We start from the raw sequence: 24,936 nt of genomic DNA on the forward strand, positions 1-24,936 counted from the left end.
TTAACCTGATTATATACACTTCAATCTCCATACTTTACAAAGATTTAAGCATTAATTCATTTTTTAGCTAATATAGTTATCCTTAAAGATTTTTAATTATGTAATATCTTTTTTCTGAATAATATTTAATTCCTTATTAAAAGAATTTCTATATTTTTTGATATATTCTGAAGGTTTCATCCCAAACAATTTTACGAACTGTTGACGGAAATAGCGCTGATCTTCTATACCAACCTGAGGGCCAACCTGCGCGATATTAATATTTTCTGTAAGCATAATTACTGCGGCTCTGCGGATTCTTATAGATCTGATAAAAACATTTACGGTTTGTCCCGAAATTGCCTTAATCTTTTTGTAAAGACTTGAATGACTCATACCCATTGCAGCAGAGAAATTCTTTAGGTTAAATTCGCTGTTTTCAAGATTGGCTTCGACGATTTCGATACATTTATCAAGAAATTCTTTGTATTCAGTAGGAACCTTATTTACATTTTCACGAAGTGTTATGCTGTCCAGGAAATACTTGCGCAATTGCCCTCTGTTTCGAATAACGGAATCAACTCGTGCCAGAAGTATTTCACTGTCAAAAGGTTTGGTAACATAGTCGTCTGCACCTTCAGTAATGCTCTGCAAATGAATATCATTGCTGGTTGTAGCCGTGAGAAGTATCACCGGAATATGGCTTAAATCATCATTTTGTTTGATTTTTTTGCATAAATCCAAACCATTCATACCTTCCATAGAAATATCGCTCAGTACAATATCAGGCAAGTGTTTTTCGACAAGTTTAAGCCCTTCGAGTCCATTTGCTGCCGAATAAACAATATAGTTTTTGGAGAAAAGCTGTACCAGATAATGATTCATTTCGGGATTGTCTTCAACAATGAGCAATACTTTTTTTGTACTGATTAATGCTGACTGTATATTTTCAGGATTTGATGGCTGATTGCTGTTTTTAGATGTATTTTGATTATCTGCCGGCATTCCTTCAAGAAGTTCACCTACAAGAGGCGACATTTGCGGATGATTCTCATTAATGCTCATTTCTGAAAAATGACTTTTTCCTTTTGGAAGCGTAATAGTGAACGAAGTACCTTTTCCAACTTTACTTTCACACTTTATTTCGCCATGATGTTTAGTCACAAAATATTTGGCAACATAAAGACCTATTCCAAACCCATTGCTGGCTTTAGACTTAATCTGTCTGAATTCTTCAAAAATAGTAGCAATATCATTCTGATCAATTCCGCTGCCGGTGTCCGATATAATAATAGAAACATCAGCAGTTTTCTCGATGATCTCAATACTTATAGATCCTTTGTTAGGTGTGAATTTGAAAGCATTTGAGATTAAATTAAACAGCGTAATTTCTATTTTTTCATAATCACCATATATTTCAACGGGTGTTTTTTCTTCAATAAACAGATAATTCAAACTTTTAACGGCTGCCATTTGCGTAAAGCTGTCGTAGATTTCACGGCACAAGCTGTTTAAATTAATCTTAGAAATTTTGAGTTCATCAAGATCCGTTTCTGCTTTTCTAAACAACAGTAACTGATCGGTGAGACTCAATAACCTTTTGGCATTTTTATAGGCGAGATTCAGGTCGAGATCATCTTCAGAACGGTTTTTTCTGTCAATGGCGCTTTTTAGCGGATTTATAATTAAAGATAGGGGAGTGCGCAATTCATGAGCCATATAAGTAAACATAGAAAACTGCTTTTCAGCATGTTCTTTGTCTTTTTTATGCTCCATACGGGCCAATTTTATTTCATAGCGAAGTCTTTCCTTGTTTTTATGATAACCTACGTAGGCGTAAATGGCACCGGCAGCAGCAATTAGATAAAAGGTATAGGCCCACCATGTTCTATACCAGGGTGGAAGGATTTTTACTGTCGCGAGCGTTACTTCATTGGTCCAATTTCCAAAAACATCTGTTGTTTTTACTTTAAAAAGATAAGTGCCTTCTGTTAGCCTTGAATAATTTGCCCTGTTATTCTTTGAGGTATAGTTCCAGTCTTTGTCCCAGCCTTCGAGAAAATAAGCGGTAGTATTTTTTTCGGAATTGACATAATCAAGATAAACAAAATCAAAACTCAATGCCGATTTTTCATAAGGAAGTTCGGCACCACTTATCATTTCGAGTTTTTTTTCTATGATATAAGGACTGTCCAATTTTAAAGACTGATTGTTTACCAGCAAATCATTTAATAAAAATTTACTGGTATTTTTTTTGTCTTTTATATTGTCAGGATCAAAAACATTGAATCCGTTTATACCGCCAAAAATAAATTCTCCTGTAGAAAGTTTTGTACCTGCATTCCAGCTAAATTGATTGCCCTGAATCCCATCAGAGACTACGAAATTTCTGAAAGTATTGTTTTTAGGATTTAATCTTGAAATCCCGTGATACGTACTCATCCATAAATCACCTTTTTTGTCTTCTAAAAGGCGAAGTATTGTATTGCTTGAAAGACCGTTTTGTGTAGTATACTTTTTGAAAGTGCCTGTTTTTCGGTTAAATAAAAGCAGACCACCTTCAACGGTGCCAATCCAAAGATTTTTGTTTTGATCTTCCGTTATGCATCTAATAGTATAAGCTGAATGATAGTTTTTTACTTTTTTTGTTTTGGGTTCTATCTCAAAAAAGGAATTAAAGGTTCCGCCCCAGATTTTTCCGTCTTTGGTTTCGTAGAGACAAGTAACATCCCGCAAAGTTGTACTATAGCAAATGAATTTATTTTGTTTTTTATCAAATTGATACAGTGCTCCGCCGTTAGTAACGGCAAGCCATAATGTTTTTTTTGAATCTATAAACAGCAGCCATGATTCCTGTTCTGCTTTTTTAGTAAATGGATTATAAATGGAGAAATTCTGAATTGCTTTTGATTGGGGATCAATACGGCAGACTCCGCCTTTCCACATAGCAACCCAGATCGCATTATCAGCATCTCTGACGATACTTGTAACAAAATTGCTCTGAATTTTTCTGCCCGCAGTTGAGGTTGTCGAGTAAACATCGTAGGTATTTTGTTTTCTGTTCCAGTACCGCATTCCGGCGCCATCAGTGCCAATCCAGATGTTTTTCTTTTCATCTTCGCAGAAAGAAAGCATGAAGTTTGCAGCAGGATCTTCGTCTTCTTTATTGGTCAGCGGGTCTTTGCTTTTAAAATGATTAAAGAAGAGCGGATTCTTCCCCATCATACTCACACCCCCACGCAGGGTTCCGAACCACATTTCTCCGGTTTTGCTTTCGAATATATCATACAGTGATTTACTGTTAAGCAATGAAACAGGGCCGCTGGCACGATACAAAACAGGAGCAGTCTGATTTTTTGTAAGGGTGTAAAGACCAGCTCCGTCAGTGGCAATCCAAAGTCTGTTTTCCTGCTGAAAAAAATCTCGTACGACTGTTTTTTTCCAAAAAGTAATTTTTAGAAAAGGTATTCAGGCGGTCATTATATAAGTACGCCCCTTCGTCTGATCCAATCCAGAGTCCTTCATTTGTTAGTTTAATACAATTTGCACCCGTAATGGTATTGTTGAGAAGTGTTAGTTTTTTTGATTTAATATCGTACTGGCAAAGACCGGTTCCCGTTATAAAAACATAGAAGATTTGTTTTTTCGCATTATAAGATATTGATCTTGCGATATAATTTAATTTTCCGTTGAAAGGTATAGCGGTTCCAATTTTCTCACCTTCTTTATAAACTACAATTGCCTCTTTTGTCGCGACAAGAATCATATGCAGCCCATGTACAGCAATTATTTCGTAGGCTGTAACGTTTAAAGGTTTGATTTTTTTGTTTGTATCATAATATTGCAATGGACTAAAAGAAGATCGTTCTGCATTAAAAACCACTGGCCCGGCAGTTGTACCTACCCACAAATTATTTTCAAAGTCACCTTCTATACAGCTAATGGCGTTTCCCTGAATAGAATTTGGATCAGTGTGAATATGGCGGTAAATCTTAAAATCATTTCCATCATATCGGTTAAGTCCATCAAAAGTTCCAAACCACATATAGCCATTTTGATCCTGATATATTGAGGCAACAGAATTGTTAGAAAGTCCTGATGAAATATCAAGATGTCTTATCGGGTAGTTCTGTCCGGATGCCTGTATATGCAAAAGACTAATAACAAGAAAGAACATTAACTTATTCATAGAAAATTTTTTAAAAAGCGTGCTGCTCTTTGATATACGAAAATAAAAGGGATGTGATCAGAAAGCGGGATCAATTTTTTATGTGAATATATTTGAAATCTGTGTACTTTGCGAAATTAACACAATTATTATGTAATGTTTAAAAAACACTACTGTTTTTTTTAGATTAACGATAACCTGTTAATTGTGCATAAAAATTTAATTAAACACATAGAAACATATATTTTATGATTTCGAAAAAGGTAAATCAAAAAAGAAACTCGTTTCTCACACATAGTCCCAAAGCACAATGTCAATAGGTTAAACGGAAATATATAAAATTACTACAGTTTAATCAAGAAAGGAATTATAAAAATCCGTTTTTATCAGCGTTTTCGCTTTAGCGAATCAGTAAAATCAGCGTATAATTTTGACGCGGATAAAACAGATTTACTTCGTAAAAACGCGGATAAAAACGGATTTTATTTGCAATAATTTTATTTTCTAAAAGCTTACTTAATGACATTGCCCGAAACATCGGGATGTGTTAAAACAATTACACCCAACGTGATAGCTTCTGATTTTGTCGTTTTTTGAATTTTCTCCTCTAAAAATTAAGATTTGAGATCTTTTGCAATTATTTTTTTTGAAAATATACCGATTAAAATTAGAGGATGCTTGATTATTAAATCTATCATTATAAAGGTTAATAATTCATATTATCATTTTTTTTAAAGCAAAAAAATACAGAATATGCTTTTATAAAGTGTTGTGTGTACACTTTTACGAAATTGTCCCCTTTTATAAATGAATTTTTCCCTGTCTTAATATCTCGCTCTGTACTTAATTTGCAGAGTGAGTTGATAAGCTATAACGTTTGAGTAATACATTATTTTTTGTTCAGCGTAAGTCAATGAAAACAAACTAACCAAATATCCTAACCAAAAACAATTTAAACATGACCAACATTCCAATTAAAATTTACAGCCGGAGATCTTTTCTCATTGTAAAAGAAAGAGTAGACTAATTATTCTTTCAATCATTTTGTAACCAACACTTATATTAATAAACACTAACTTAAACCAACCCAATTTAAAAAGTATGAAAATAATTAAAACCAAATTTTTACTTTTATTACTCTTACTTCCTTTTTGTGTTTTTGCTCAAAACACAATTGGCGGAGTTGTCTTGGAAAATTCTACCAAGCAGCCCATACCAGGAGTAAACATAAAAGTAGTAGGAACAAATATCAGTACCACGACTGACTTTGACGGAAAATTTCAATTATCCGGAGTAAAAGCAGATAGTAAAATTACATTTTCTTATACCGGTTATACCAATCAGACTGTACCGGCTTCTGGACAGAAAAACATAACCGTATATCTTGAGGAAGATAATAACCAGCTGAAAGAAGTAGTTGTTCAGGTAGGTTACGGAAGCGTTAAAAAGAAAGATGCCACAGGATCTGTTACGGCACTTACTACCAAAGACTTTAACAAAGGAAATAATATTACAACAGAAAATCTGCTTAGCGGTAGAGTAGCTGGTTTAACAGTAAATTCAACGGGTGCTCCAGGTTCTAGTTCTCAAATTAGAATTCGTGGAGGAAGTTCACTTTTTGCAAGTAATGATCCTCTTATTGTCATCGACGGATTACCTCTTGATAATGCTACAAATACAGGTTCTTCTTCCTTTTTAGCATCATTAAATCCGGCAACTGTCGAATCCATAACGGTTTTAAAAGATGCATCTGCTTCAGCAATTTACGGTTCCCGCGCTTCAAATGGAGTAATTATAATTACGACTAAAAAAGGAAGCAAAACATTATCCGTAGATTATAATGTACAATATGCTGCGGGTACGCTGACTAAAACTGTCGATGTTTTTAGTGCAGATGAATTTAGAAGTGTTATTGCAGACAGAAGAAGCGATGATCTAAGTAAACTGGGAACTGCAAATACGGACTGGCAAAAAGCAATTTACAGAAACACCGGAACGGTAGATCAAAGTTTAGCCGTTAGAGGAAGTTTATTCAATATCATTCCAACAAGTTTAACGCTTGGAAATACAGATCAGCAAGGATTGCGTCTGACGAATGAGTTTAAAAGAAATACGATTGGTTTGGTAATGAATCCTACATTCTTAGACAATCATTTAAAACTAAGGCTTTCGGCCAATTATACAAACGAAAAAAACAGATTTACAGATGCTGTTGAAGGAGCTGCTATTGGTTTTGACCCAACACAGCCTATAAAAGTTGATGGTGCACCTTATGGAGGTTATTTTGAATATACTACTGGTGTAGATGCAAACGGAAATTACCCGTTAGTATCAACTGCAGCTAGAAATCCTGTTTCGCAATTGTTGAACACAAATGACAGAGGAACGAATGACAGAATTTTTGGAAATTTTGAAATGGATTATAAATTTCATTTTTTACCCGCTTTAAGAGCTGTTGTAAATGTTGGTTATGATGAATCGAATGGAGAAAGAAGAAGATTGGTTGGTGCTGATGCCGGTTCTGCTCCATCAAACAACAACATTCCGTATGGGACAAATGAATATACAGAAGCAACCAGAAAAAATAAATTACTAGATACTTATTTAGTTTATAACAAAACTTTTAATGCATTGAATTTTGAAGCGACTGGTGGTTATTCGTATCAAAAATTTCAAAGCTCAAGATTTGAAACCGGTAATATCCTAAATCCGGATTTACCATCAACATTTCCTGAAACCACTTTGGATACAGATGTTGTTTTATTGGGATTCTTTGCCAGAACAAACTTAAATTTTAGAGACAAATATCTATTAACGATGTCTTACAGACGAGATGGTTCATCAAGATTTGAAGAAGCTAATCGTTGGGGAAATTTTCCTTCTGTAGCTTTTGCATGGAAAATCAAAGAAGATTTCTTTAAAGAAAGCAATACATTATCTGATTTAAAATTAAGGCTAAGTTGGGGTATAACGGGACAACAGGATATTCCTGAACCAAACGGATACCTGCAAAAGTACCAGGTTGGCGGTGGAAATTCTGAATACTATTTTGGTACAAGTCCAGTTCCGGTTGCACTTCCTTCAAAAAGAACAAACAATTTGAAATGGGAAGAAACCACTTCATATAATGCAGGTCTTGATTTTGGTTTTTTAAACAATCGCTTATCTGCCGGACTTGATGTTTATTACAAAGAATCTAAAGATTTATTAGTAAATGCAGCAATATCTGATGGTAGTAATTTTTCTAACCGTGTGTATCAAAACGTAGGGAGCTTTACCACAAAAGGGGTCGAGTTTACGATTAATGCAAATGCCGTTAAAACAGAAAATTTTAACTGGAATATGAATTTTAATATAGCCAAATTCGAAAGAAGAATCAAAAATCTGGTTAACGGAACTGATATCTTTTTAGGAGACAACATCGCAGGAACAGGAACTCCGGGACAAATTTTCAGAGAAGGTTACACTCCTTATTCTTACTACGTATACAAACAATTATACAACAACGAAGGAAAGCCAATTGAAGGCGCTTTTGTAGATTTAAATGGTGATAATATTAAAAATGATTCCGATAAATACATTTATAATAATCCGGACCCGGATTTCACTTTAGGATTTGCATCCAACATGAATTATAAAAAGTTTGACTTTTCATTTAATTTAAGAGCCAGTATTGGTAACCGAATTTTTAATGCGGTAGATGCCAGCAGAGCACAATATGATGCTATGGAAAACGGAGGAGTTTTAAGTAATATTCCGTCTCAGGTAACAGAAACTAATTTTCAGACTACCTCAAATGTTGTGTTGTCAGATCTTTATATAGAGAATGCTTCTTTCTTAAAAATGGACAATATTACGTTAGGATATACTTTAAACAACTGGCTAAACAGCAAAGCATCGTTAAGAATGTCGACTGGAGTTCAGAACGTTTTTGTAATTACAAAATACAGCGGTTTAGATCCTGAAATTACAAATAACGGTGTAGACAAAACAATTTACCCTAGACAACGATCTGTTTTATTTGGTCTTAATCTTAAATTTTAATAACGAAACGATGAAAAAATATATTTTAATAACAATTTTAGCATTGACTACCGTTTTTCAGTCTTGTACTGATGACTTAAACGTAGTCTCTAAAGATGATGACGTTCTTTCGTCTGATGTTTTATTTTCGACTCCGGACGGATATAAAAAAGCTTTTGCAGGAGTATACGGAAATTTAACTTTAACCGGAGTATTGGGCCCTGATAATTCTTCGCTTGAAGGTGTAGATGCAGGAACAAGCCAGTTTACGAGATGTTTATTGTACATGCAGGAATTAACAACAGACGAACTGGTTTGGAGTTATGAAAATGACGGAGGAACCGCAGAATTACAACGTAATATCTGGACGGCCGCAAATCCTGTTATTTTAGGAATGTTTAGCAGAACGATGGTTTCTGTTTCTTATGCAAATGAATTTTTACGTCAGAGTACACCTGAAAAACTAAGTTCAAGAGGTATTACTAATGCTGCAACTTTGGCCGATATTGAACTTTACCGTAAAGAAGTTCGTGTTTTAAGAGCGTACGCTTATTATAACATGATGGATTTATTTGGAAAAGCACCAATGTATACCGAAAATGATCCTGTAAATTTTACCGGACCTGAGTTTAACAGAAAACAATTATTTGATTTTATCGAAACGGAACTTAAAGCTGTTTTACCAGATTTAAAAGCGGCCAGAACGAATGAATACGGGCGACTGGACCAATCTATGGCACGTATGATTTTGGCAAAAATGTATTTGAATGCCCAGGTATATATTCAGGAAAATCGTTTTAATGACTGTATTACAATGTGTAATGAAATCATTGCAGGCGCTTATACTTTAAAACCAAAATACCTGGATAACTTTAAAGCAGATAACAACACCTCTGCAGAAATCATTTTCGGAATCCAGTCAGATGGAGCAGTTTCTCAAAACTGGGGCGCAACAACGGTTTTAACAAACGGACAAATTGGTGCATGGGAAAACAATGGTGCCGACTTTGGAATTGGCGGCTGGACAGGAGCACTTAGAATAAGAAAAGAATTTGCTCAAAAATTTGACGGGACAAAATTCAGTCAGGATACCAGAAATACTATAGGGAAAGGTGTTCAGGGCGATCCGGCCAAACAAAGATCTATTGATATTGAAGATATTGGAGTAAAAACACAAGGCTATATTTTATCTAAATTTTCTAATAAAACTTCCACAGGAGTTAACGGGATCAGTTCTACATATGCTGATACTGATTTTCCATTATTCAGATTAGCCGATGTATATTTAATGTATGCAGAAGCCACTTTAAGAGGTGGAAACGGGACAACTACTCAGGCTTTAAATTATGTAAACGCTTTAAGACAAAGGGCTAATAGTAACTTGACTGTTGGAAACATTGCGCTAAGCGAATTAACACTTGATTTTTTAATTGATGAAAGAGCACGTGAATTACACTGGGAAGCACACCGAAGACAAGATTTAATTCGTTTTGGAAAATATACCGGAGGATCTTACAATTGGGCATGGAAAGGAAATTCTTCAAAAGGAATCTCTATTCCTTCTTACATGAGCGTTTTTCCTATTCCGGAAGGATCATTGGGAGCCAATAGAAATTTGACTCAAAACACGGGTTACTAAAACTTTTTTAAAAACATAAACGATACAAAAAATGAAACACATATATAAAATTTTTATAGCTATTGCCATAATTACAGGACTTTGGTCTTGTGAAAACGAAGAGAATTTGATGATCTTAGAACCTCAGGAAGCTGCTTTTTCCATGATTACACCTGATAATGGTTCTTCGACTATTTTAAATAAAGACACACCTAACAATACTGCCCTGACTTTTACCTGGGAAAAAGTGAGTTACGGAACACCTACAATCGTTACCTATACGGTACAGTTTGCAGCCAGTAATACAGAGTTTGCAGCTCCGGTAGATATTACTTCTTCTACTTCTACTCATGCCTCTATTTCAGTGGCTGAGCTTAATGCAAAAGCACTTGAACTTGGTCTTACAGCTGAGGTTGAAGGAACAATCGATGTTCGAATTAAATCAACGGTTGGAACAACACTTTCAGAGCCAAAACTTTCTACACCAATTACGATTGCATTGACTCCTTACAGAGGTGTATTTCCTAGAATTGATTTGTTTTTAGTAGGACCTGGTTCCGCAGCGGGATGGAGTGTAACAAGCAACAACATGCCAATTTACAGAGATACAAAAGAAAACGTAAAGTTTTATTATACAGGATATTTTAATAAAGATGGTTTTAAATTAATAGAACAAATTGGTTTCTGGGCTCCTGCTTACGGAACAAATGGAGCCAAAGTACAATACAGAGCAACAGAAAGCGATACTGATCCGGGTGTATTCCCTACGGCAGCTGCAGGTTATTATAGTTTTGAAGTTAATCTTGAAGAATTAACGTACAAAATCACGCCTTATACAGGACCAATGACAACGTATGCAACAATTGGTTTGACCGGATCTGTATTAACAGGCGATGATACGGGTTGGAATACAGAGGTTCCTTTAGTGAAATCTGCATTTGATAGCCATATCTGGAAAGTTACTCAAACCTTAAAAGCCGGAAAAATGAAATTCAAAGCAAACAACAGCTGGGATGTAAGCTGGGGCGATAATGGCGGAGATATTATTGTTGAGGCTGGAAAATATGAAATCTGGTTCAATGACCTGGATGGTCGTTACATGTTCATAGCAACTCCATAAATTGAATTTAAAAAAATAAGAGAAGCCTCAATAAGCTTATTTTGAGGCTTCTTCTTTACATTAAAAGAACTTATTTTTAAATTTAAAATCTCATTAATTATAATTCATATTCATGAAAAAATATATAAAAATTCTTGGGTTACTTGCTATAACGGCAATTCAGGTTTCGTGTTCAGGTAATGATGCTGCAGACACAGAAGCTGTTAACCCGCCAGATGCAAGTGATACTTTTATCAGAGCATCAGATGTTTCTTTTCTTCCTCAAATGGAATCTTTGGGAACTAAATTTTACAGCAATGGCAAAGCCGAAGAAATGCTTACAACACTAAAAAATGCAGGTTGTAATACAGTCCGAATTCGTTTATGGAAAAATCCTGTAAATGGGCGTTCTGGTTTAAGTGAAGTAAAACAATTGGCTCAAAAAGCAAGGCAAGCCGGTTTAAGAGTCTGGCTTACCGTTCACTATTCTGATAATTGGGCAGATCCGGCAGTGCAGACCATTCCCGAAGAATGGAAAAACTTATCTTTTACCGATTTAAAAACGGCAGTTTCTGATTATACCGCTACAATAATTACAGAAATCAATCCGGATATTATTCAGATTGGTAATGAAATAAATAGCGGATTATTATGGCCGCAAGGAAATCTAATCAATAACGAACAACAATGTATTGCGTTATTAACTGCTGCCAGCGCGACAGTTCGCAGTAAAGCACCAAACACAAAAATAATGATTCATTATGCGGGTGTAAATGGCGGTGCTACGGATTGGTTTTTCACCAAAATGAAAAGTGTTGATTACGACTATATAGGGCTATCTTATTACCCTGTTTGGCACGGTAAAGATTTAACAGTAGTAAAAAATACAATTGATGCTTTAGGAAAAAAATTCACTAAAAAAGTCCTGATTGCAGAAACTGCTTATCCTTTTACCTTATTACACAATGATCAGACTAATAATATTGTAGGGACAAACGATCAGTTGGTACCAGGTTATCCGGCAACTCCGGCAGGACAACGAACTTTTGTTATGGATATTAAAAACATCGTAAAAACATCAGAATTTGGGCAAGGATTTGCGTATTGGGGAGGGGAATGGGTTGCTTTTAAAGGACCACAATCGACAAGCGGTTCTACATTCGAAAATCAGGCTTTATATAGTTTTGATAACAATGCCTTATCCGTAATGCAAGCTTTCAGTAAAGACTAAAACATGAAAAAATCACTAAAAATTGTATCTTTTTTAATAATAACTGCCGTTCTGTTTACTTCCTGTAAATCTAAAATGGTAAGTGAAAAATATTCTTTTTCAAAAGGTGCAGATGTAGGCTGGCTGCCACAAATGGAAGCAACAGGCTATAAATTTTATGATGCAGACGGTTCTCAAAAAGACTGTCTGCAATTATTAAAAGATCGCGGAATAAATACCATCAGGTTACGCGTTTGGGTAAATCCAAATGATGATAAAGCCAGCGGACACTGCAGTCCGGAAGAAACGGTTGTCATGGCAGTTCGCGCGCAAAAAATGGGAATGCGTATCATGATCGATTTTCATTACAGTGATTCCTGGGCAGATCCCGGCAAACAAAATAAACCGGCTGCATGGGCAAAACATTCTTTTCCGGAATTGTTAACCGATGTTTACCAACATACTTACAATGTTTTGCAACTGTTGAAAAAAGCAGGCGTAACTCCGGAATGGGTTCAGGTTGGAAATGAAATTCCAAGTGGAATGCTTTGGCCGGAAGGACACACAGACAATTTTAATCAGCTGGCACAATTACTTGATAAAGGATATGAAGCGACCAAAGCCATCGACCCAAAAATTAAAGTAATAGTTCATCTGGACGAAGGAAATAAAAGCGAAAAATTCAGATGGTTTTTTGATAAAGCCACAGAAAATAAAGTGAAATATGATGTAATTGGTTTGTCGTATTATCCGTACTGGATCAAGACTGATTATCAAAGTACCATTTTAGATTTAGAAAATAATCTAAAAGACATGGCTTCCCGCTACAACAAAGAAGTGATGGTGGTCGAAGTTGGAGGTGATTATACATTAGTACAAAACACCAAAGAAATGCTAGAAGCTACTATAAAAGCCGTAAAAAGCGTGCCTGATAACAAAGGTTTAGGCGTTATTTATTGGGAACCACAAGGCGAAAAAAGCTGGAGCGGTTATCAATTAAACGCCTGGCTTCCTGACGGAAAACCATCACCGGCACTGGATGCTTTTAAAGAATGATTTTTTTAAATTAAAAATTAAAAATTAAAAATTAAAAATTAAAAATTAAATTTTACCGTTAATAAGTTGTCTTAATATCTTAGTGGTGAAAAAATAAAACAGAAAATGAAATTAATTTTTAGATCAATAGTATCGTTATTTCTACTGATTTTTTCGTCTGGAAAAATGATGTCACAATCAACTACAGTTATTTTAAAAGATAACTGGCGTTTTTCTAAAGCCGTAAAAGAAGAGGCATCTTCAATAAATTTCGATGCTTCCAAATGGGAAAAAGTCAGTGTACCTCATGATTGGGCCATTTACGGACCGTTTGATAAAGAATGGGATAAACAAGTTTCGGCAATTGAACAAAACGGAGAAAAAATTCCAACCGAAAAAACGGGTCGTACCGGAGCACTTCCTCACATTGGTACAGGTTGGTATCGAAATACATTTTCTATTCCCGAGTTTAAAAAGGGAAAGAAAGCACTTCTTATTTCGAAGGCGCCATGAGCGAACCTCAGGTTTTTTTAAATGGAAAAAAGATAGGAAACTGGGGTTATGGATACAGCTATTTTTATATTGATATTTCCAAAGATCTAATAGCCGGATCAGAAAATGTATTGGCTGTAAAACTGACTAATATGCCATTTTCTTCAAGATGGTATCCCGGAGCTGGTTTATACAGAAAAGTGAGTATTGTCATAAAAGAAGAGGAAAACTTTGTACAATGGGGAACTTTTATTACAACCCCGGACATCAAAGAGAATACTGCTGTTGTTGATCTTAAAGCGGAGGTTAATGGCCATAATTTGTCGATGGTAACGGAAATAAAAGATGCAGATAACACTATTGTAGCCACACAGAAAGATACAGAAATGAAAGACGGAAAATTTCATCAGACTATTTCTGTTGCCAAACCTCATTTGTGGAGTCCTGAGACACCTTATTTGTATACAGCCATTACCAAATTATACGCAGCTGACGGAACTTTAAAAGACGAACAAAGTATAAAATTCGGAATCAGATCAATTAAATACGAACCTCATGTTGGCTTTAGTCTTAACGGAAAAGTGACGAAATTTAAAGGAGTTTGTCTTCATCATGATTTGGGGCCTCTTGGTGCTGCGGTAAACAAAGCGGCACTTCGAAGACAGCTTACGATTCTAAAAGATATGGGATGTAATGCGATTCGCAGTTCTCATAATATGCCTTCTTTTGAACAGCTTGAATTGGCCGACGAAATGGGATTTATGTTTCTGGCTGAAAGTTTTGACGAATGGGCCAAACCAAAAGTACAAAACGGATATCATCGCTTTTTTGAAGAATATGCAGAAAAAGACATTGTAAATTTAGTGAGAGCCACACGTAATCATCCTTGTATTGTAATGTGGAGTTCAGGAAATGAAGTTCCGGATCAATATGGAGCTGAAGGTTTGACAAGAGCTAAATTTTTGCAGGATGTTTTTCATAGAGAAGATCCTACGCGTCCGGTAACGGTGGGAATGGATCAGGTAAAACAGACTATGGCGTCAGGTTTCGGATCTTTATTAGATGTCCCGGGACTGAATTACAGAGTGCATCTTTACGAAGAAGCTTACAAATCATTTCCACAAGGATTTATATTAGGGTCAGAAACTGCTTCGACTGTGAGTTCAAGAGGAATTTATAAATTTCCTGTCGTACAGCAAAAAGAAAAGCAATACGATGATCTTCAATGTTCGTCTTATGATCTCGAAGCTTGCAGCTGGTCGAATGTTCCTGATGAAGATTTTGTGCTTCAGGATGACAAGCCATGGGTTATAGGCGAATTTGTCTGGACCGGTTTTGATTATTTGGGAGAGCCTACGCCTTATGATGAAAAATGGCCATCGAGAAGTTCTTATTTCGGAATTTCAGATTTAGCAGGACTTCCTAAAGACCGTTTTTATCTTTATAGAAGCAGATGGAATACACAGGATAAAACGCTTCATATACTGCCACATTGGAACTGGAAAGGAAGAGAAGGAGAAATTACTCCGATTTTCGTTTACACAAATTATGACAGTGCAGAGCTTTTTATAAACGGAAAAAGTATGGGTGTGCAGAAAAAAAACAATTCTACTCCACAAAACCGCTATCGTTTAATGTGGAACGATGTGAAATATGAGCCAGGAACGGTAAAAGTAGTAGCATTTGATTCAAATGGGAAGATAGCCGCAGAAAGTGAGGTTAAAACGGCCGGAGATCCCTATAAAATTGTTCTCGAAGCAGATCGCCAAATTATCAAGGCCGATGGAGAGGATATCTCTTTTGTAACGGTATCAGTGGTAGATAAAAACGGAATTCCATGTCCGACAGCAGTTAATGAACTGCAATTTAAAGTAACCGGTGCAGCAACGTACAGAGCTGCATGTAATGGCGATGCTACGTCATTGGAAATATTTCACCAGAATAAAATGAAGCTTTTCAGCGGTAAACTTGTAGTTTTGGTTAAAGCAGTTAAAACTGCAGGTGCCATTCAATTGGAAGTAACAGCTAAAGGACTTCAGAAAGGTAAAATAGGTTTAAAGTCGGAACTTTAATAATCAGACTTGCTGTTTAGATGAAACAATGTTCTTATAAAAAATGCGCAAAGTTATTTGCGCATTTTTTGTTTCTTAGCAAATCTAAACCTGATGAAAAGTCCTTCATTTTTATGGATAGTTTTTAGTATTACTTTGTAAAAAAAAGTGAAAAAAGTAAGACTTTTTTATCGTAAGCAATACTTTGACCTCAAATCAAGCATAAGAATCTGTTAAATTATACTCAAATGAATGCATATTGAAGAATTTTGTTCCAATCGATGTTTTTAATAATTACGCTTTTTATTAAATTTTCTGGGAGAATTTCGTGTAACTTTTTTGTAGTACTAAATTGATTTAGTAAGAGCTTTTTGTTTTAAAACACACTTTAAATATATCTCTGTTAAATTGTGTTTTCGTTTTATTTTTGTCTTGTTTTTGTGATTTTTATTGATAAAAGTATAAAATATTTAATTTTACTGTATAAATTTTCTTATATTTGAGATACATAATTTTAAAAAATAACAAATGAAAAAAACAGCTTTAATTATCGCATTATTTGCTTTTGGAATTTCTTTTGGTAAAATACCTAACTGTGAACCTTTGCCAAAAGTATCGTTATTTTCCTTTTCGAAGGGTACTCAATATGTTGTAAGTAATGCTTTTGCATTGTATGATAAAGGGGGGAGTGATACTTGTAACTTGGGTGTAAACCTTGGAAGAAATTTATATACGGATTCTTCCTTTATTTCAGAAGGTACACAATTGTATACTGATTCATCTCTTTCATCAAAATGGACGGGGGCTACGTCAACTTATTATAAGTTAGTTGCGGGGACATCAATAACAGTTGTTTCGGTTAATTCGTCAGGGTTAGTTACCTATATTGCTTGTTTTAACTAAAAGTAGTGCAATATTTCAAGATTAGTTTTGTCATATGACATAATGTAATATAACTGCTTCAAAAGAATGTTTTATTAAAAGAAATTAAATAAATAGAGGTGAGCGACAGCTCGCCTCTATTTATTTTGGGTTTTAAAAGGTATTTCACGCCTTCACAAAGCCTTTTCATTTGGCTTGTATGCTTTATCACCTCTGTTTTTTTGAAGTTCAAAAAGGTTTGTATTGCTTTATTATTTAATCTAAATTCGTTTGTATTGCAAAAGAAAGTTTTTAACGAAAAACTTAAAAAACTTCTAAATTATTTATCTCAATACTATCGTAATTAATGTCTACTCTTTATCAAAGCCCAAGAATACTAATTCGTGAATTTTTATCTCATGAACAGCAAACATTTTTAGAGCTCTTTCAGGACAGTCAGGTTACAGAATATTTACCTGATGTTTCACCGGAAAGATATGTGGAGATGTTTACTGAATTGCTTGAAAATTATGAAAATAAAAGGCTTAGTCGCTGGGCAATATTCGATACTATAAATAATAATTTTATCGGAATATGTGTGGCTCGTATTTTTGTACACAATACAAACCAGATAGAAATAGGATATGTGCTTAGTAGGGAATATTGGGGAAAAGGTATTGCTACAGAAGTATGTAAGGCTATAACTCAATATAGTTTTGCAAATACAAATACGAAAGAAGTTGTAGCTATAACGGACCTTTACAATACTGGATCACAGAATGTATTGCAAAAAGCCGGATTTGAACGATTAAATAATTTAATAAGAAATGAAGAAGAAGTAGCTTATTTTAAGATAGAAAGATTATAATGTCATTTAATCATACTATTTTTTTTATAAACGCTTTTCATTATCTTCATTTAGATACCACAGTTTCAAATGAAAGAATTATGAATTTACTTTGCCCTTGCAAGAGCAAAGTAAATTCATTGATTAAGAACAAAATTAGATGCTTACTGTAGAATATTGTATAGTTTATATTGAATGCGAGGCGGGGAAATAGGTAGTTAGAAGATTTAAGGTTGTCTCATAAATCGGTTTCTGTCTCACTTTTGCGAGCAGCCAGGCCAAAAAACTCATGATTAAAATGTCCTTAGGTCCGTTTTGCGATGTAATTATAAATCCTTCTATTGTTTTTTGAAATTTTTCAGTTTTTATAATTTCTGGCTTCATTACATATTGTTCTACAAACAAGAGATAGTGTACAACGCGTTCTTCATTCACAGTTAAAAGGTATTTTTTATAACGCCGTTTAAAACTTTTTATTCGGGATATCGCCAGTTCTGTGTTTTCTTCCTGTATATGAAGTAAGATTTCTACAAGACATTTTTTTATTGTCCAGTCCATGCCCATTTTTTTTTCGTACCAGCTGTCGGTATGGTTTAGTTTTGCCATTTCTTTTACGGCATTACGTCCCGTATTTTGCTGTATATAAAAAACGATAAGCATGAGACGAATGTCGTTATTGTCATTAGGATCTGTTTTTTTATTTAAAGCTAAAGATTTTTCGGCTATCGCTATCGCTTTTTGAAAATTCCCAAGATAATTTTCATTGAAAGAAAGCAGTAAAAAATACCTCAGACAAAAACGCTGATAGTATTTGTCAGACTGTTTCTTCACTTCCGTAAACATTGAATTAAGATAGTTTAAAGACGTTGTAAACTGCCCATTACGAAAATAGAAGTTGGCTATAAAATACAATATGTAGATATGATAGTACAAATGCTTATCGGTCAAATTTGCTTTTTTACTAATAAACCGATAGCTTTTAACAACAAATGGCTCTATAAGTGCGTAATTGTTATTTATAGAGGCATATTCATTGGCAATAAATAATATCTGGTAAAGAGATTTAAAAGTTAATCCCTGTTTTAATGATATTCCGTAGGTTTCAATAGTGTTTTTTATAAGCAACTCGAAATCTACAATTCGGCTTTCATGATTTATAGCAGCCAGTTCACGGCGCAAAACAGCATAGCCCAAATTAAGCTGCTGCTCATATTCAAGCTGTTTTTTATTTGTTTTGAAATTCTGTATTATTTTTTCAATTGGCAGTGACAGATCAAAATGGGCAAATTGTATCTGAGTGAGATATATTTCATTAAGCAGACTAAAATGTTCAATGTTTGCTGCGAGCACTTCAGCCTTTGCCAAACATTTAAAGACCGTTTTTTCAAGTTTATTTTCGAAAAACAGACGGCTCACAACAATTAGACGGAGTATAGTATTTTCCTGCGAAGTATCATTTTCAAAATTTCGATTAGCCATGAAGTCAATCATGTTGTCGTAAAGTCTTTTTCTTAGAGCATGATAAGCATCGGTACTTTTTTTATCTGATAATTTTTTTTTATTAAGCTTTATATCGTCAGTTTTTAAAGAATTAAATAATTCTATATTGCCTGTATCTTTGCGTTTGTTTTTCTTTGATAAATAGTGTATGAATGCTTTTCTATCATTTTTATTCATCATATTTGATATTTCGTGTAGTGCATTCATAAATATGGTTTTACTGAGATAAAAATAATAAAAATGAACTTTATATCGTCAGTTTTATAAATAAATTAGTTTTGGCAACTCCCGTTTCTTTCTGAGATTTGTCTCATAATTATAAAACATAAAATTATGGAACCGCTAAAATCAAATGAATCAAACAACAATTCAGAATCAAAAAATGCAGGATTAAATATTGGATATGACGCCTTAAAACCAAGTACTGCCTTTGTGGGAGCTTCCTGGATGGCCTTAATTATAGGTATGACCTCGTATTGTATTGGTCTTTATAATTCGGAAATGGCTTACAATGAAAAAGGCTATTATTTTACAATTCTTCTTTTTGGTCTTTTCTCGGTAATATCAGTACAAAAAAGTGTGCGCGACAGGCTGGAAGGCATACCCGTAACGGATTTGTATTACAGTATAAGCTGGTTTAGTACTATTGCCTCTATAGTATTGCTCGTTATCGGTCTGTGGAATGCTAGTTTACTGCTTAGTGAAAAAGGTTTCTTCGGAATGTCGTTTGTATTAGGATTGTTTTCGGCCCTTGCTGTGCAAAAAAATACCCGAGACCTTAAGCAATTTGAATCCATTACGGTATAATATTTTAGCGGAGCCTCATTACTTTCACAACACTGTGGAGTTTTGAGGTTTTCTAAAGTCTAATTTGCATGATTATGAAATCTAAATACAAATCGATTATTTATAGTATTGGTGTACTATTACTTACAGTTGGTGTTTTAGACAAACTCTGGTGGCTATATATATGCACCATATACACTGAGTTTGAGGAGTGCAGGGTTGCTTACCTTAGCTTGTTTCCTGAGCGTTTTCAGAATGCTTTTCTCTTAACTGTCATTGAAATACTTCTATTAGCAGTAGCAGCGATTATCTTTTCAGAATCTAAAAAGGCTATTTATCAAAAAAAAGCATCCAAAATTTTGATGATAATTTCTTTAATTCTTTTTGGATGGAGTGTTTTTTCTTTAATGTGAAAGATTCATTTTTTTTTAGGTTTAAGTAAAAGCTCCAGATTTTCTGAAGCTTTTTTATTTAGTAGCCCTAACGGGACAAATTTCGAACCATTTTATTGATAACTTGACTTTAAATACATAATATTTAAGCTTAATAGTATTTCACTTTTGGATAAACATCCAATCTTCAAGATCAGTTTTGATTTCGGAGGTTTTTAATTTTTATAAAAAATAAAAATAGAATTTTCCGCATGTTTATTGGGAAGCAAGAATGATAAAATCCAAAATGTGGTTTCCCGTAAAATTTTAACAAATGAGTAACTTAGATTTGCGCGTAAAACTAAATTTCACCAAATTTTTATCGAATATTGAGTATGAAAAAACGTTACTTACTACTTCCTCTTTTCTTACCGTTACTTAGTTATTCCCATGACATCCTTTGGGAAAAATCATATGGAGGTACCCATGCAGATTATCTGTTTGATGCCCAGCCAACAGCCGATTATGGATTTATATTGACAGGGAGTTTTGTATGTGATAAAACTGGAAAAGCATTTTAATGATGTAATTGGATTTTTATTAATATTCTTTAATACTATTTTTTTTACCTAGGAATTATATTATAATTTTTATTTATTTGCATTTTTTTAACAAGTGTTTATTTTTTTTATGAAATGAAAGATTTAGTCCCTGATTATATTTTTAAATAAGACCACAAACTAAAATCATTATAGGAAGTAGAAAATTATATCAAAGAAAATAAATTTACCTGAAATTGCTTCAGCTGCCGATACGGAGAAAGACGGAATTAATTTATCTGAAATGAATATTAAACTTTTACAGAAAATTGAAGAATTGACCTTGTACACAATTGAGTATACTGACGGTGGGGATGCAGGGAAAACAATTATTACCGATTTTACCTACGACGCTAAAAAACGACTAGAGACCACGACAGAAACTACAGGCTATGGTGCTGTTTTTAAAATTAAATTAGAATACGATGCTTGGGGCAGGGTTGAAAAAGAAACCAAAACGGCATCTTTAAACGGAAAAACTAGCACCTCTGGTACGCAAAATGAGTACAAAAATGGCTTTGCATATAAAATATACGAAATAAAAAATGGCCAAAAGACCAAAACTCTTTGGGAAACAACTGAGGTAAATGCTCAAGGGCAGCTGACAAAAGCGACACTAGGAAATGGAATTGCTATTAATAATATATATGACAGCTATGGTTATGTAACTACCGCAAAGCACACTTTGGGCATGACCACCACTATGGAATTAGGGACCAATTTTGACACGCAACGTGGCAATCTTAAGTGGCGTAAAAATAGCCTTTTTGGAAATGTTACCGAAAATTTTGATTATGATAGCCAGGATCGTCTTATACAGTACCCTAATGCACAAGGTGTGCAGGAAAATCAGACCTATGAAGACGATGGGCGTATTAAATCTAACAAATTAGGAACGTACAATTATGGTAATTCAAATAAAAAATACCAAAATACCTCGATAGCATTAACTGCCTCGGCTTTACCTGATTATCAAAACAAACCCTTACAGACGGTTAGTTATAACACTTTTAAGAGTCCTGTAGAAATAGTAGAAGATGGTAAAGACAAAATAAGCTTTGTGTATAATGCCCACAACAATCGTAGTGTTATGTTTTATGGAGGATTAGGGCTTAAAGAAACACGAACTTATCGTAAACATTACAGTGCCGATGGTACTATGGAGATCAAAGAAAATACCCAAACAGGAGCGATTGAGTTCGTAACTTATATTGGTGGTGATGGGTACTCGGCGCCGGTTGTTTATAAAAAAGCATATAGTAATGTAGGAGCTATACAAGAACAAACATTATATTTGCATAGAGATTATCAAGGGAGTATCTTGGCAATAACCAATGAGACAGGAGCTATAGTAGAAAAAAGAAAGTTTGACGCTTGGGGAGCTATTGAAAAAGTACAGGATGGTGCAGGTAATATATTAAACGATCTTACTATTCTTGACAGAGGTTACACAGGGCATGAACACTTACAAAGCGTAGGTCTAATACACATGAATGGACGTCTGTATGATCCTAAACTCCACCGTTTCCTGCAGCCTGATAATTATGTACAAGATCCTGGTAATACCCAAAATTACAATCGTTATGGGTATGTACTAAACAACCCTCTAAAATACACGGATCCTAGTGGGGAGTTTAAAATTAACTTGAATGACATAATTGCGGGAGTGGCAATCGCTGTTGGAACAGTTTTGTCTGCAACTGGAGTTTGGGCTCCAGTTGGAGCTGTATTAATTGGAGCTGGAGTAGCACATTTTGGTGCTGCATATGCTGAATATACTAAAACAGGAGATTGGAACGCCGCATCAAATAATGCAGGAATTAGTTTTAGTGCAACCGTAACTACTGATTTTGGTTATGATGATTCGAAAAATCATATTCCTGGTGTTACTCAAAATGCACCTGTTGTTGGTCCTAAAACTAGTGACTCATTTTTGGGAATTACAGGAGCTTTACCGATAGCAGGAGCTACTTGGGCAGAAGGAGCAGCAGGAACGGCCTTGGCAGAAGGCACATTGGAGTGGATAGCTCTGGATGCAGTGACGCCTGATCCATTAGATGCTGCCTGGCCTAAATGGGTAGGATATGGAATAGCTGGTGGTGGTGCTGCAGCTTATCTTTATTCAGGTGATTATATTGAGAAAATGACTCGTGAAATTGAGGGAATAAAAAGACGAACATTAGGCCCACAAGGGTTTGTCTATGAATTAGTAGCAACAAAAAATGGTCCTTATCCGAATTTAAATACAGGAGGTACAATTGATTTAAAGATTGGAGATGTTTGGAAGTACGGTCAAACCACTCAAGGATTTGGAAGATATTCATTAAATAAACTTGAAGAAAAAGGATTAAAGATGGTACCAATCCCACCTGGAGGAAATCAAATGGAAATATTAATTCAAGAAAAATATTACATATATGGATATTATTTCTATACCGGTGAAAGACCTCCAGGAAATCCAATTTTTAGATAATGATAATTATAAAATTATATATATATGAAATTAGCATTGGCTCAATATACTTCGGCAGATATTGTAAAGGAAACAAATTTTATAACTGATTTTTCGAACGACTTAAAATCTCATTTTAGTAAAAAAGAATATGGAGATGGTCTAAAGAATATTGTTATAGGAATTATCTGTGTTAGCTCAAGCCTTGAATTTTTTTTTAAACCAAGAAGACCAAAGTATACAAAAAATAAAAAACATATAAAAAGTGAAGGTTTTGAGTATGATATTGAAAAATATTTGGAATTTGATTTAAAATTAGATTTTGAAATAATTAAAATAGCTTCTAATGGTGAGGCAAAAAAATATTTGGCCCAAGAAATTTTAAAATCATTAGATATCATTGAAACTATGGAGGCTAAAATTAAAGACTTCGATTTGATAAATTTTAAAAGAGATTTAGAAGATTATTTTAAAGAAAAAAAAATAATATAGAGAATAATAGAGCATTGTATGATATTGATAATTAATAACAATTAAGTATGAAAATATCATTAGCTCAATATACATCAGCTGAAATAAAAAAAGGGAATGTATCAGATGTGTTGGTAGTTAATTATTCCCCCGCTCTCCGAAGTCTTCCTTATGAAGAGCTGCGCAAATGTCCCCGCTCTCCGAAGTCTTCCTTATGAAAAGCTGCGCAAATGTCTTTAGACTTTGCGCAATTTTTTTTGCGTCATAGAAATTGTAAACCTGACAAAAGTCTCCCGACTTTTTACGATTACTTCTGAAGAATAAATTAAGTAAGAAAAATCTATTATTTTTGAAAGAAATATAATTTGAAATGAAAGACGGATATGTAATTCGGGATCAAAAGCTACCTCATTTTATAACATCAACAGTTGTAGACTGGATTGATGTTTTTACACGTCAAACTTATAGAGATATTGTTATTGAATGTTTAGATTATTGTATTAAAAATAAAGGAATGATTTTGTATGGTTATGTTATTATGAGTAATCATATTCATTTAATTGTTCAGTCTGAAGAAGGTAAGCTATCTGATTTAATAAGAGATTTTAAAAAATTTATAGCAAAAAACATTTTAGATAAAATTCAGAATAGTCCTGAAAGCAGAAGAGAATGGATGCTGGAACGTTTTAAGCTTGCAACTCAAAAACATCAGCGTAATAAAGAATATCAATTGTGGCAATATGGTAATCATGCTGAGGAAATTTATTCCACGACATTTATGTGGTCTAAGTTGCATTACATACATTTGAATCCTGTGAGATCAGGATTGGTTGCAAAAGCTTCAGATTATATTTACTCAAGCGCAAGCAATTATGTTAATGATTCGGGATTATTGGAAATTGAAAAAGTTGATAACCCAATAGTAAATGTATTAGATCCGAGATCAATAGCTCTTTACGATTTATATTGACTTTAGTTGTAAAGTCGGAGACTTTGAGAGGTTTTCGTTTTTTAATTACATTTGTTTAAAAAGGCGCAAAGTCAGAGACATTTGCGCAGCGAGAGTAAGGAACACTTCGTAGAGCTGGTAGCAACAAAAAATGGTTATTATCCAAATTTAAATACTGGCGGTACAACTTATCTTAATACTGGTGATGTATGGAAGTACGGTCAAACTACTAAAGGTTTTGGAAGATATTCTGAAAAATCACTTCAAGCTAAAGGCTTAGAAATGATACCTATTCCACCTGGGGGAAATCAAATGGAAATATTAATTCAAGAAAAATTTTACATATACGGATATTATTTTTTGCATGGTGAAAGGCCTCCAGGAAATCCAATTTTTAGATAATGATAAATTAATGACAATTATAT

General features: G+C 34.2%; 16 protein-coding genes and 1 pseudogene. 14 read left to right on the top strand and 3 right to left on the bottom strand.

Features of this window, described 5'->3' with window-relative positions:
* Nucleotides 1-96: 96 nt before the first annotated feature.
* Nucleotides 97-3,315: a hybrid sensor histidine kinase/response regulator transcription factor gene (locus IHE43_RS11300; RefSeq protein ID WP_225585475.1), complete on the bottom strand. Its 3,219-nt coding sequence runs from the start codon at nt 3,313-3,315 to the stop codon at nt 97-99.
* Between the two features lie 46 nt (nt 3,316-3,361).
* Nucleotides 3,362-4,168 carry a two-component regulator propeller domain-containing protein gene (locus IHE43_RS23580; protein WP_225585476.1) on the bottom strand — a complete coding sequence of 269 codons (807 nt, stop codon included), beginning with the start codon at nt 4,166-4,168 and terminating at the stop codon, nt 3,362-3,364.
* A gap of 1,080 nt (nt 4,169-5,248) precedes the next feature.
* Here IHE43_RS23580 and IHE43_RS11305 point away from each other — a divergent pair.
* From IHE43_RS11305 to IHE43_RS11340, 8 genes and pseudogenes are all read left to right on the top strand, one after another.
* Nucleotides 5,249-8,191: a SusC/RagA family TonB-linked outer membrane protein gene (locus IHE43_RS11305; RefSeq protein WP_192188016.1), complete on the top strand. Its 2,943-nt coding sequence runs from the start codon at nt 5,249-5,251 to the stop codon at nt 8,189-8,191.
* Nucleotides 8,192-8,201: 10 nt separating this feature from the next.
* Nucleotides 8,202-9,809 (top strand): RagB/SusD family nutrient uptake outer membrane protein, encoded by a 1,608-nt coding sequence (locus IHE43_RS11310; protein WP_192188017.1) that lies wholly within the window; start codon nt 8,202-8,204, stop codon nt 9,807-9,809.
* A gap of 31 nt (nt 9,810-9,840) precedes the next feature.
* Complete coding sequence (locus IHE43_RS11315; RefSeq protein WP_192188018.1) at nt 9,841-10,908, top strand: SusE domain-containing protein; 1,068 nt, start codon at nt 9,841-9,843, stop codon at nt 10,906-10,908.
* A gap of 112 nt (nt 10,909-11,020) precedes the next feature.
* Nucleotides 11,021-12,118, top strand: a complete 1,098-nt coding sequence (locus IHE43_RS11320; protein WP_192188019.1) for a glycosyl hydrolase 53 family protein — start codon at nt 11,021-11,023, stop codon at nt 12,116-12,118.
* Between the two features lie 3 nt (nt 12,119-12,121).
* The gene (locus IHE43_RS11325) at nt 12,122-13,153 is read left to right on the top strand and encodes a glycosyl hydrolase 53 family protein (RefSeq protein ID WP_225585477.1); all 1,032 of its coding nucleotides are present in this window, start codon (nt 12,122-12,124) and stop codon (nt 13,151-13,153) included.
* A 105-nt stretch (nt 13,154-13,258) separates the two neighbouring features.
* Nucleotides 13,259-15,696 (top strand): annotated as a pseudogene (locus IHE43_RS11330) (DUF4982 domain-containing protein).
* Between the two features lie 507 nt (nt 15,697-16,203).
* On the top strand, nt 16,204-16,578 hold the full coding sequence (locus IHE43_RS11335; RefSeq protein WP_192188020.1) for a hypothetical protein: 375 nt from the start codon (nt 16,204-16,206) through the stop codon (nt 16,576-16,578).
* A 325-nt stretch (nt 16,579-16,903) separates the two neighbouring features.
* Nucleotides 16,904-17,404 carry a GNAT family N-acetyltransferase gene (locus tag IHE43_RS11340; protein WP_192188021.1) on the top strand — a complete coding sequence of 167 codons (501 nt, stop codon included), beginning with the start codon at nt 16,904-16,906 and terminating at the stop codon, nt 17,402-17,404.
* Nucleotides 17,405-17,569: 165 nt separating this feature from the next.
* Here the strand turns inward: IHE43_RS11340 and IHE43_RS11345 are convergent, their stop codons facing one another.
* Nucleotides 17,570-19,090, bottom strand: a complete 1,521-nt coding sequence (locus IHE43_RS11345) for a hypothetical protein (RefSeq protein ID WP_192188022.1) — start codon at nt 19,088-19,090, stop codon at nt 17,570-17,572.
* A 126-nt stretch (nt 19,091-19,216) separates the two neighbouring features.
* Here IHE43_RS11345 and yiaA point away from each other — a divergent pair, with 126 nt between their 5' ends.
* The 6 genes from yiaA to IHE43_RS11375 all read left to right on the top strand — a co-directional run bounded on the left by yiaA (nt 19,217) and on the right by IHE43_RS11375 (nt 24,913).
* Entirely contained in the window at nt 19,217-19,690 is a 474-nt protein-coding gene (gene yiaA, locus IHE43_RS11350; RefSeq protein ID WP_192188023.1) for an inner membrane protein YiaA, read from the top strand.
* Nucleotides 19,691-19,764: 74 nt separating this feature from the next.
* Nucleotides 19,765-20,082, top strand: a complete 318-nt coding sequence (locus IHE43_RS11355; RefSeq protein WP_192188024.1) for a hypothetical protein — start codon at nt 19,765-19,767, stop codon at nt 20,080-20,082.
* 801 nt (nt 20,083-20,883) lie between these two features.
* Complete coding sequence (locus IHE43_RS11360; protein ID WP_192188025.1) at nt 20,884-23,112, top strand: RHS repeat domain-containing protein; 2,229 nt, start codon at nt 20,884-20,886, stop codon at nt 23,110-23,112.
* 24 nt (nt 23,113-23,136) lie between these two features.
* Nucleotides 23,137-23,583 carry a hypothetical protein gene (locus IHE43_RS11365; protein WP_192188026.1) on the top strand — a complete coding sequence of 149 codons (447 nt, stop codon included), beginning with the start codon at nt 23,137-23,139 and terminating at the stop codon, nt 23,581-23,583.
* Nucleotides 23,584-23,932: 349 nt separating this feature from the next.
* The gene (locus IHE43_RS11370; RefSeq protein WP_192188027.1) at nt 23,933-24,532 is read left to right on the top strand and encodes a transposase; all 600 of its coding nucleotides are present in this window, start codon (nt 23,933-23,935) and stop codon (nt 24,530-24,532) included.
* 51 nt (nt 24,533-24,583) lie between these two features.
* Entirely contained in the window at nt 24,584-24,913 is a 330-nt protein-coding gene (locus IHE43_RS11375; RefSeq protein WP_192188028.1) for a hypothetical protein, read from the top strand.
* Nucleotides 24,914-24,936 lie beyond the last annotated feature (23 nt).

This window comes from Flavobacterium sp. MDT1-60, assembly GCF_014844035.1.
Taxonomy (GTDB): domain Bacteria; phylum Bacteroidota; class Bacteroidia; order Flavobacteriales; family Flavobacteriaceae; genus Flavobacterium.